The sequence below is a fragment of the Methylocapsa palsarum genome (assembly GCF_900114285.1).
GTDB classification, from domain to species: Bacteria; Pseudomonadota; Alphaproteobacteria; order Rhizobiales; family Beijerinckiaceae; genus Methylocapsa; species Methylocapsa palsarum.
In genome coordinates this window covers 1-10,109 of the sequence record NZ_FOSN01000037.1, presented here as the reverse complement: position 1 = coordinate 10,109, position 10,109 = coordinate 1, and the positions used below count along the sequence as shown (strand labels likewise).

Annotated in this window: 5 protein-coding genes and 4 pseudogenes; 3 read left to right on the top strand and 6 right to left on the bottom strand. The window is 59.6% G+C overall.

What is annotated here, in order from left to right; genetic code table 11:
* Nucleotides 1-153: 153 nt before the first annotated feature.
* Complete coding sequence (locus tag BM177_RS18625) at nucleotides 154-447, top strand: macro domain-containing protein (RefSeq protein WP_244532447.1); 294 nt, start codon at nucleotides 154-156, stop codon at nucleotides 445-447.
* A gap of 16 nt (nucleotides 448-463) precedes the next feature.
* Here BM177_RS18625 and BM177_RS20270 read toward each other — a convergent pair whose 3' ends face one another.
* The 4 genes and pseudogenes from BM177_RS20270 to katG all read right to left on the bottom strand — a co-directional run bounded on the left by BM177_RS20270 (nucleotide 464) and on the right by katG (nucleotide 5,009).
* On the bottom strand, nucleotides 464-1,186 hold the full coding sequence (locus BM177_RS20270) for a helix-turn-helix domain-containing protein (protein WP_091686688.1): 723 nt from the start codon (nucleotides 1,184-1,186) through the stop codon (nucleotides 464-466).
* A gap of 170 nt (nucleotides 1,187-1,356) precedes the next feature.
* Nucleotides 1,357-1,569 (bottom strand): annotated as a pseudogene (locus BM177_RS18615) (transposase); the annotation flags it as partial.
* Between the two features lie 381 nt (nucleotides 1,570-1,950).
* Nucleotides 1,951-2,349, bottom strand: coding sequence for a hypothetical protein (locus tag BM177_RS18610; protein WP_091686686.1), 399 nt, complete (start codon nucleotides 2,347-2,349; stop codon nucleotides 1,951-1,953).
* A 347-nt stretch (nucleotides 2,350-2,696) separates the two neighbouring features.
* Nucleotides 2,697-5,009, bottom strand: coding sequence for a catalase/peroxidase HPI (katG, locus tag BM177_RS18605; protein ID WP_091686691.1), 2,313 nt, complete (start codon nucleotides 5,007-5,009; stop codon nucleotides 2,697-2,699).
* A gap of 1,205 nt (nucleotides 5,010-6,214) precedes the next feature.
* Between katG and BM177_RS18595 the strand changes: the two genes are divergently transcribed.
* Nucleotides 6,215-6,682 (top strand): hypothetical protein, encoded by a 468-nt coding sequence (locus BM177_RS18595; protein ID WP_091686680.1) that lies wholly within the window; start codon nucleotides 6,215-6,217, stop codon nucleotides 6,680-6,682.
* A 318-nt stretch (nucleotides 6,683-7,000) separates the two neighbouring features.
* A pseudogene (yghU, locus tag BM177_RS18590) lies at nucleotides 7,001-7,887 on the top strand (glutathione-dependent disulfide-bond oxidoreductase).
* Nucleotides 7,888-8,044: 157 nt separating this feature from the next.
* Here the strand turns inward: yghU and BM177_RS18585 are convergent.
* Nucleotides 8,045-9,088 (bottom strand): annotated as a pseudogene (locus BM177_RS18585) (IS1182 family transposase); the annotation flags it as partial.
* Nucleotides 9,089-9,802: 714 nt separating this feature from the next.
* Nucleotides 9,803-10,109, bottom strand: a pseudogene (locus tag BM177_RS18575) (MFS transporter); the annotation flags it as partial.

The following is a 10,109-nucleotide window of genomic DNA, read 5'->3' as shown; positions in this document are numbered from 1 at the left end:
CGAATATCTTTCACAAGCTGTTCTGCCGGGGCTTTCGCCGGCACGGATTTCTGTCTCATCTGCGCTCCTGAATGGGCTAAGATGAACCAGAAATCTCCCTTCAGAAAATACCCCGATTTGTCTCATGGGCGCTGACGCCGGACAATTGGCGACTTGTTCAAAATACCGGGCGAGGTTGTCGTCAGCTCCAGCTCTACGTTCGATACGGACATGAGCAGCGGACTTATAGCTAGGGACAGCCTGCAGGGCCAGCTTGCGATCCAATTCTTCGAAGGCCAGACGGCCGAAATCGACCGGCAGATCGAAGCGTCGCTCGCCCACGAGCAATACACGGAAAACCCAAAGCGGCCGGGGAAGCGCAAGGAATATCCCATCGGGACCGTCGCACGCATAGGCGCGCACGGACGCAATTTCTATCTTTTCGCCATGTCCGAGCCCGCGTCATAATGCTCATCTCTCCATCTCATTGAAAGTCGAAGGGTAAATTTGACTGATTTGCAGACGGCGGAGGTCGCGATGAACGTTTCCTTCGCGCATCGGCCTCTTTGACGACATCGGCGCTTCCCAGGTCCGTCACCAGGATCACATAAGGTGCGCCCTTGCAGTGCTGACTTGCGGGAAGCACGCCGTCGGCGATCAAACGACGGACGGTCGCAGGGCTGACGTTGAGCGCTTCCGCAGCCTCGTCGAGCGTCGCCTCGCCGCGCTCGGCGCGCTCGCCCTCGCGGTAGACGGCAATGTTATTGTGTTTGCGCAGAGTGGTGACGCGGGAGCGCGTCCAGGAGTTGCCTTTGCCGGTCGTCGTCCCCGTGCGGTTGAGAATGGCGGCGATTGTCGGGTCCGGCGTCTGACGGGCCAGCGATCGCACCAGCTCCACTATATCGGCATCGACGCACCAGCGATGCTGTCCCTTCCGGTTCTTGCGCACGCGCAAAGCTGTGTGATCGTCGCCCGTCCAACGGATGACGAGATCGAGGCTGTCCTTTTCTATCCGCACCACAATCTCTTCGATCAGCATGCGAACGATCCGTTTGCGCGTGGCGATGGTGGCCCCTTCAGCGTGCCAGGCGCGCTCGACATCGGCGCCGAGCCTCAGCAGGGCCTTTCGTTCGGCTGGGCTCACGCCATCTGACTGCGCTGTGCCGAGGGCCTCGAGTTCCTCTTGGAGGCGCTGCTCTTCCTTCAAGCGCTCATTCCAGCGCCGCTCAAGTTCACCCGCGACCAACCTATTGTCGGGATCGACTGCGTCATACTGCCGTCGGGCGTGCGTAGCCTCGAAGCGAGCCTGTTCCAGCGCCAGCTCGATCTGACGGCGTTTGGCGGCGTCCTCACGCCCGCGCGCCTCCAGAGCGGCCAGCGCCGCCTCGACGCCGAGCGGCTGAACGCGTTCGATTGCGACGAGGCGATCCCCTCGCGTCGGCACAACTCGGAGATGCTCTCCTCGCCGCGTAGGCCTTCGAGGACGATGCGGATCTTCTCTTCTGCCGAGAAATGGCGACGCGTCTCGCGCCGAATATCTTTCACAAGCTGTTCTGCCGGGGCTTTCGCCGGCACGGATTTCTGTCTCATCTGCGCTCCTGAATGGGCTAAGATGAACCAGAAATCTCCCTTCAGAAAATACCCCGATTTGTCTCATGGGCGCTGACGCCGGACATTCAGAGCAGAGCAAATGTTCGACTGAACGACGAGCATGGGCGCCAGGCGGCTATCGATCGCGTATTTAGCCAATGTCCACTTTGTTCCAATTTTGGTAGTGTCTCAGTTTGAATTTCAGCTTTCGACCCAACTACGTCGTTCAAGCGCTAATAAGCTCGTCCCGAAACCAGTCATAGTGGGGGCGTATGTCTCAACCGTGTTCGACGACTTCTAGCGGTGCGTTAGCGCCTTGGTTGCAGTCTCGCTGAACAAAGGCTCCTTCTTGCCCGCCAGTTTCCTAATCGTCCTTCCCCCTTAAGGCGCGCTGGGCGGATCTTTCCTAACGGTTTCGTCTTGAGAATGTGCTTTGATCTCGGCGTCGCTGGACGGCTTCTCCGTCGCATCGGCGTTTTGTTCAATCAACATCTTGGCGACGGCGGATCGCGAAAGCAGGTCCGGCTGAGTTTCGCCTTCGAGCGCTTCCGAAATAATGTGGCGCGCAAGATCGTCCCGGTCGATCTCGGATTCGAGCGGGGTCTCTGGACGATTTATAATTTCGTCAGCTTTCTCGAACGCCTCGGACAGATTTTTCGTTTCCGAAGAATCGAACACGCCTTTGCAGGGGTCGGCTTTGAATTCGGTCATTTTCACGCTCTCGAGTTGCTGGAGTTTTGACGCGCTGAAGGTGGCGACCTCCTCCGTAGTACGCGCCACAGTTCCGTGCGTTAATCAATATGCCAAGCCTAACTGCCCCGACATCAGAAGTTCAGCCGCGGTGCACGGCATCGGCTTTGGCGAGTCGGCCGCGATTCGCAACGCGTTTGTCCCTTATCGAAGATCGACGAGGCATCGTTCACCCCCGGGGCGGTGACGCGCTTCCGCCATTCCCCGAAGCAGCCGTTCACGAAGTGGGGGCGCGGGCGTCATAGCACCCGTTCAAGTCGTTTAATGAAAATGGGGAGCTGCCGAAAGCGAACACCACCGACTCGGCGTGCTTACGGGGCGCATTCATATCCGATCGACGGAAAAGGAGCTCGCCTGGGTGAGAGCTCCAAATCCAATTATCGGCCGTGCAGGTCTTGGAGATGTATGTCATAGCGGTCGAGCATCATCACCTTGTCCCACGCCTTTACGAAGTCCGTCACGAAACGCGCGTGGCCGTCGCCGCTGGCATAGACTTCCGCCACCGCACGCAACTGGCTGTTGGAGCCGAATACAAGGTCGCACCGCGTTGCCGTGAAGCGTTGCTCCCCCGTGGTGCGATCGTCAAGCGAGAAGGTCATGCCCTTTGCGTCTGCTTTCTTCCATTCGTAGTCCATGCTCGTCAGAACTGTGAAGAAGTCGTTGGTGAGCACGCCGACGCGATCGGTGAAGATGCCATGGGCGGAGCCGTCGTGATTGGCGTTCATGGCCCTGAGGCCACCCACCATCGCCACCCACTCTGGCGCCGTGAGCGACAGGAGCCGCGCCTTGTCGAGGAACATTTCCTCAGGCGCCACGCCCTGCGCGATTTCCTCGAACCCTTCGTCGAGATAATTGCGAAATCCGTCAGCCACGGGCTTCAACCACCCGAACATCTCGATATCGGTGAGCTCCTGCGTCGTGTCGCGGCGGCCCGGCATGAAAGGAACAGCGATCTCCACGCCCGCATCGGCCGCCGCCTTTTCGAGCGCGGCGCAGCCGCCAAGCACGATGAGGTCTGCAAGCGATATCTTCTTACCATCCATCTGTTTGCCGTTGAACGCCTCCATTACGGGTCGGAGTGCGGTGATCACCGGCACGGTTCGGCGGTTGATTGCCCAATCCTTTTGCGGCGCGAGGGCCAGCCGCCCGCCGTTGGCGCCGCCTCGCTTGTCGCTGCTGCGATGCGTCACAGCGGCGGAGAAGGCAGTGAACACGAGATCGGACGGTGAAACACCCGCAGCCAGGATCGATTGCTTAAGCGCAGCAATGTCAGCCTCGTCGATCAAGTCATGATCGCAAGGCGGGATGGGATCCTGCCACAGCAGACCGTCCTCGTTCCTCTTTTCGGGCCCGAGATAGCGCTCACGCGGCCCCATGTCGCGATGGGTCAGCTTGTACCACGCCTTGGAGAAGGCCTGGGTGAAAGCGTCGAAATCGTTGAGAAACTTCTCACACACCTTCCGATAGTCGGGATCGACCTTCAGCGCGAGATCGCTGGTCATCATCATCAGTGGAATCATCTTGCCGGGCGTGTGCGCATCCGGCGTCTTGGGAGCATTGGGGTCAGTCGGTGTCCATTGCAGCGCGCCAGCAGGGCTCTTCGTCTGCTGCCACTCGTATTTGAACAGATTTTCCAGATAGCTGTTGTCCCACTGGGTTGGGTTCGGCGTCCAGCTCCCCTCGATGCCGTTGGTCATGGTATATTCGGCGAAGCCGGTGCCCTCGGGATTCTGCCAACCAAGGCCCATCGCCTCGATCGGCGCGATCTCGGGCGGCGGGCCGACCTCATCCGCCTTGACCATGCCGTGGCTCTTGCCGAAGGCGTGGCCGCCGGCGATCAGGGCGACGGTTTCCTCGTCGTTCATGGCCATGCGGGTGAACGCGATGCGAATGTCGCGCGCCGAGCCCATCGGGTCGCCATTGGCGTAAGGGCCCTCGGGATTCACGTAGATCAGTGCTTGATGGCTCGCCGCAAGCGGGTTCTCGAGGTCATAGTCTCCATCGCCGTTCTTGCCGCGCCACCGCTTGTCGCGCGTCACCATGCTGTCGGATGACGTCACGTTCTTGGGATCCCAGACCTCGGGCCCCCAGTAGGTGCTGTTATCCGCTTCCCACGCGTCGCGCCGACCGCCGCCGAACCCGTAGGTGGGAAATCCCATGATCTCGAGCGCGCAGTTGCCAGTCAGGACCATCAGGTCGCCCCAGGACAGCGCGCTGCCGTATTTCTGCTTGATCGGCCAAATCAGCCGGCGTGACTTGTCGGTGTTGCCATTATCCCACCAACTGCTGATCGGCGCGAAGCGCTGCAGCGCCTCGCCGGCGCCGCCGCGACCGTCGGCAATGCGGTAGGTGCCGGCCGCGTGCCACGCCATGCGGATCATCTGCGGACCATAATTGCCATAGTCTGACGGCCACCAAGGGACCGACGAGGTCAGGAATGCCTTGATGTCCTGCTTCAGCGCGGCGTAATCAATGGAGTTGAACGCCTTCGCGTAATCGAAGGCGTCGCCCAGCGGATTGGCGCGCGGCCCGTTTTGGTGAAGCAACTCGACCTTCAGCCGATCCGGATACCAGTCGGAAAGAGTGGGCGGCCTACCCAATGAGCCGCCGATGCGATCCCCGCCGAAGGGGCACTTCCCCTTCATGTCGAAAGTGTCGGTATTGGTCTTGTCGTGGATTATGTCGTTCATGACGATTTCCCCATAAGATTTCCGATTCAGAGTAAGGTGGATCGCCATTGGGCATCTGAATGCAGAGGTTCAGCCTGAGCCGCCGGGCCCTGCTCATTGCCGATAAAGTGAGCGAAGAGGGGGGCCGGGCGGCAACGCCGGCCCGATGAACAGGGATCAGGCGGCGCGTTGGCCGGGCTGGCAGCACCATCGCAAATGCCAGAGTCAATGACGGTTTCATCGATGCATCGGTGGAGGAGCCGAAGCTCATAATGCGAAAACCACCGTCACAATGGCCAACTACACGCAAACCGAGCTAGGATTACGTGTATAGCCGCCCAGATCTTTCTCTTGTCTGGGACTATGCTGCTGGAGTCGGCAACCAAACCACTCGACGCACGGTGCCTCCAAATCGCTTCGCGGCACCCTAAAATTCTGGCGGCAGGCGGTTAACGCGTCCACCCTTTCGATCGTTCCCTCTCGAACAGGTAAACTCCATTTGAACGAAATCGATCAGCGCCACCCAGAATAACCCCTGTATGATACCTGTATCCGCACGCTACTCGCCTCTCCGCGTACGCTCCAGGGCGTAGAGGCCCGGAGCGCACGATCCATTCGTTGGTCGGGCCTGAATTTGTTTCAACGCCGGATTATTCCTTCTCGGGCGGGCGATTTCTGACGACCCGGAGCGCGCGGCGCAAATCATCTCTTATTTACCGCGGCCGTGATCGCGGCAATGCGCGGGTTTGCTGCGGCTTTGGGCGACCGGGGCTCGGCTGGCGTCACCCCCGGCACCTTCGAGTGTGCTAATTGTGCCGGTGCAAACTGCCGAATCGATCGCCGTGAGATGCGCTTAGCCCGTAGGTCCCAAATCAATGCCACAGACTGTCAAGCCGATGTCGCGCACTCTTGCCGTCGAAATCGCCACGAAAACCATAGCCGTCGTTAACCCATCTAATCGCGGACTTCGAATGGCGGATCTGCTTGAAAAACATGGGTTCCGCCCCGTCCGTGAACCCGAATTGGATATCCTCAGCGATCAGGCGCGCCTCGTGAGTTGGTTGCGCGAGACCTTCAGAGTCGACTGAACGGAATCTACGGAAAGGGGAGCCGAAGAACCGCATGCGTTTATCAGAGGGTTTTGAGGACCGGGACAAAGGCGCTACCGCGATTCCCCCAGCTGTGTTAGTTTTCGGATAGTTTACCACACACGCCGTCGGGACGATTTGCGACGCCTGCTAAAATTTCTCCATACGATGGGGGCGGTCGGGTTCATGGGCTCGCTCGCCGCCCTGCTTGTGCTCGAAAATCTTGCGCCGCCGCCGAGTTCGCTGGTCGGCTACGCGCTGACCCGCGGCGCGATGGCTGCGATCGCGACATGGGTCTTCCTCCCCTCGTTCGTCCTCACGCTGATCCCGGGCCTCCTGGCGATCGCCGCGACCCCCGCCTTTCACAATTCCGGCTGGGCCTGGATCAAGGCCGCGACGGGGATCCTGATCTTCGCGGGCGGCTTGCACGCGCTCGCGCCGATCCAAGACGAGGCCCGGCTCAGCGCCGAAGCCGTCGCCGGCCGGCTTGACCCCGCGACGCTCGCCGGCGCCTCTGAGGGCGAAGCGGCCACGATGTGGGTGCTTTTAGCCGTCTCGACCGCCAATATCGTGCTTGGCGTCTGGCGCCCGCGCATCATTCGCTAGTCAGACCTGGCGCCGCGACGAAGCCCGCCGCGCGGTGAGAATGCCGCCACGGCAGGGCATCGCAACACGTCGGACGCCTCAAAAAACTCTGGTCGAAGCGGCGGCGACTTGAATTTTTCGTCATTTCACGATCGGAGTCGGGAAAAGACATTCGCCGGGCAAGCACAGCACCACGCGCGAGCATCATGATGTCGCTTCGACGCTGCTTCGGTGAAGGTCAGCTTGCCACCGAAAGTAACCCGTTTTGCGCGGTGAGGAGCGAATTCCGCAAGTACACGACACAGCGGCCTGCGTTGGAGCGAATTGAGGAGTTTCGCCATGTCCGAGGAAATCGCCGTCCATCCCGTCTATAAGCCGCCTAAGGTCTGGCGATGGGATAAAGAAAATGGCGGCGCGTTCGCGAACATTAATCGCCCTATCTCAGGCGCCACGCATGACAAGGAACTGCCGGTCGGCCGGCATCCGTTACAGCTCTATTCGCTCGCCACTCCCAATGGCGTGAAGGTCACTATCATGATCGAGGAACTCCTCGAGCAAGGCCATGCCGGCGCAGAATATGACGCCTGGCTGATTAAGATCGGCGAGGGCGACCAATTTGGCAGCGGTTTTGTTTCGGTGAACCCGAATTCAAAAATCCCGGCGCTTGTGGATCGAAGTGGCCCGACCCCAATCAGGATCTTCGAATCCGGGGCGATCCTCATGCATCTGGCCGAAAAGTTCGAGGCTTTCCTGCCGCATGATGCGGCGAGCCGGAATGCCTGTCATGGCTGTTCTGGCAAGTCGGCGGCGCTCCGTATCTCGGCGGCGGGTTTGGACATTTTTACGCCTACGCGCCGACAAAAATAGAATATGCGATCGACCGCTTCGCGATGGAAGCGAAGCGGCAGCTCGATGTGCTCGACAAACGCTTGGCCGATCAAGCCTACTTGGCCGGCAATCGCTATACGATCGCCGACATAGCCGTCTGGCCATGGTACGGCGGCTTGGCGAAAGGGCGCCTGTACGATGCCGGTGAGTTCCTCCAGGTCCAGGGCTACGTCAATCTCCAGCGCTGGGCAGACACCGTCGCCGCCCGGCCCGCCGTGCAAAGAGGACGAATGGTCAATCGAACCTTCGGCGAGCCGTCCAGCCAATTGCACGAGCGCCACGACGCGGGCGACTTCCTGACTAAGACGCAGGACAAGGTTCTTAACGCGAAGGAGTAGAGAGGCAAATCACGGCTACCCACAGCACGGCCCTGGATTTTTCCGAATTGGGAGGTCTGCTCGCGACCGAGGCCGTGTAAAAACGCGGTGTGTTCGCCAGCGATTATGAAGGGCTGGACCTTCGCGGTGTTGAGGGCAGACGGATCAAGCCGAGCGATTACGCCCGCATCGCCTCAAGGAGCGGTCCGACGCCGAAGATCCGGATGATTCTCTTGATGTTGTAGGCCAGAACGTGAAGGCTCATCTCAGTTCGCACATTTTTGAGGGTCTTGGTCAGGAAGTGCGCGCTTCCCATCCATGATTTCAGTGTGCCGGGATGCTCGACGGTCTGCCTGCGAATCAGCATGGCGTCTGGCCGATGCTCAAGGCGGGCTTGCATTTTGTCGAGGACGCCTTCGTGACGCCAGCGCTTAAGCCTCTTGAGTTTGTCCGGAGTGCACTTCGGCTTGAGGGCGCAAGTGAAGCACGCGGTCAGATGACGGTAATTATCGATGTCGTCCTTTCGATCTGATCGCACGAGTCCCTTGGTCAGCGTTTGTCCTGCCGGGCAGATGTAGTGATCCTTCTGAGCATCATAGGTGAAGTCATGGCGGGAGAAGAAACCGCCTTCGCTCGTCCACACGGTTTTGGGATGCAGGGAAGGATGCCTGTCCCTTCACACGCCAGCACTTGCTCGCCATTGAAGTAGCCGCGATCGGCCAGCGCCGTGATCTCTTCGCACCCGATCGCCGCCAGCGCCTTCCGCGCCATCGGCGCGAGCTGGGTTCTATCGTGGCCCACGTTGGTCACTTCGTGCGCCACGATCAGATGGTGCTCGGCGTCGACAGCGGTCTGCACGTTGTAACCGACCACGCCCGTGCCCCGGCCGCTTGTAGCCATTGAACGGGCGTCAGGATCGGTCAGCGACACCTGCTTGTCAGGCGCATCCTGAACCTGTCGTTCCATCGCCTTGAGAGCCGCAGGCCGGCGATCTTATCCTTGATACGGCAAGTCTTGGCTTCGGCGATGTCGTCTCTTCACGGTCAGCCCGATCCAGGGTCGTCAGATAGCGCGTGATGCTGGCCTCCACCTGGTCGATGCGCTTGGCGACCTTAGTCAGCGTGAAGTTTTTGTCTCGATTGTTGACCGCTTTGAACTTGCTGCCGTCGATCGCCACGATCGCCTTGGTGAACAGGTTGAGCCCGCGGCAAAGCTCGATGAAATGTCAGAGAAGGGTGCGAGCGGACCTTCGTCCGTCCAGGATCTTTTGTTTGCGGATCTTGCCCCAACGCGGCTGTTCAGAGGGGTCGTCAACGTCTGCTGCGAAGCTATGCACCAGATTGCGCGGGCCGGTTTTGTCAATGCACTCTTGCGGGTAGCCCCAGAACCGGGTCCTGATGGGGCGTTGTGGAGTTTGAACATCGAGGTGATGTAAGGGACGCGCCTGCCATTTGCACGAGAGACTGCGACTTGAACCCAAAAAATCGACTAATCGTGAACGTCAATAGTTCTATTACCGATTTAGTTGCCGATTCGGCTTCTGAGAAAGAGCGAGAATATAGGCAGTGACGGAGTTGGTTTCCCGGCGAGACAAAATGAGGTCGGGCATGGGCGGATGCGATGACCTTAGAAACACTTTGATTGCAAGTTCGTTCGTCGAAGGCATACGACTGATGTCTATGAAACTAGGCGCGGCAGAGTTGGGACTCGGAGTTGTTGAGGCGGGGTCAATTTGATGGCAACTACTACATTTCCGCCTCCGCGAGGCGGCGGCCAGTAGAAGGATCGGACCCTTGTGCACGAACGGACGTGACGGACGCAAAGGAACCAACAAGCACCGCCATAACTATTAATATTATCATTGTTAAACTCCGCAACCTTTTCGACAGGCCCGTCTTATAAAGGTGAGACTCCGATGATTTCCGTGAGCATTTCGTCAACGTCTCATCAGCGCTTTCGGCATCGCTAAAGTCCAAAGGGCGGCGGCCAGCAGGTTCCCGGCCTGGTAGACGAAGCCGGGGAATGTGCCGCGGATTCCGGCCGGCGACAGCTCGTTCAGGTAGGCCGGAACCACCCCCCAGGCGCCCTGAACGCAGACCATCAGCACGAAGGCGCTCACACCCAGCGTCAGCGGCGTTGCGGCGAAGGCCCAGAAGGGCAGTACGAACACAGCCAGAGCGGTGGCGAGCATGACGGTTCGGCTTCGGCCCACGTGCTGGGAAAGCGCGCCAAAACCTATGCCG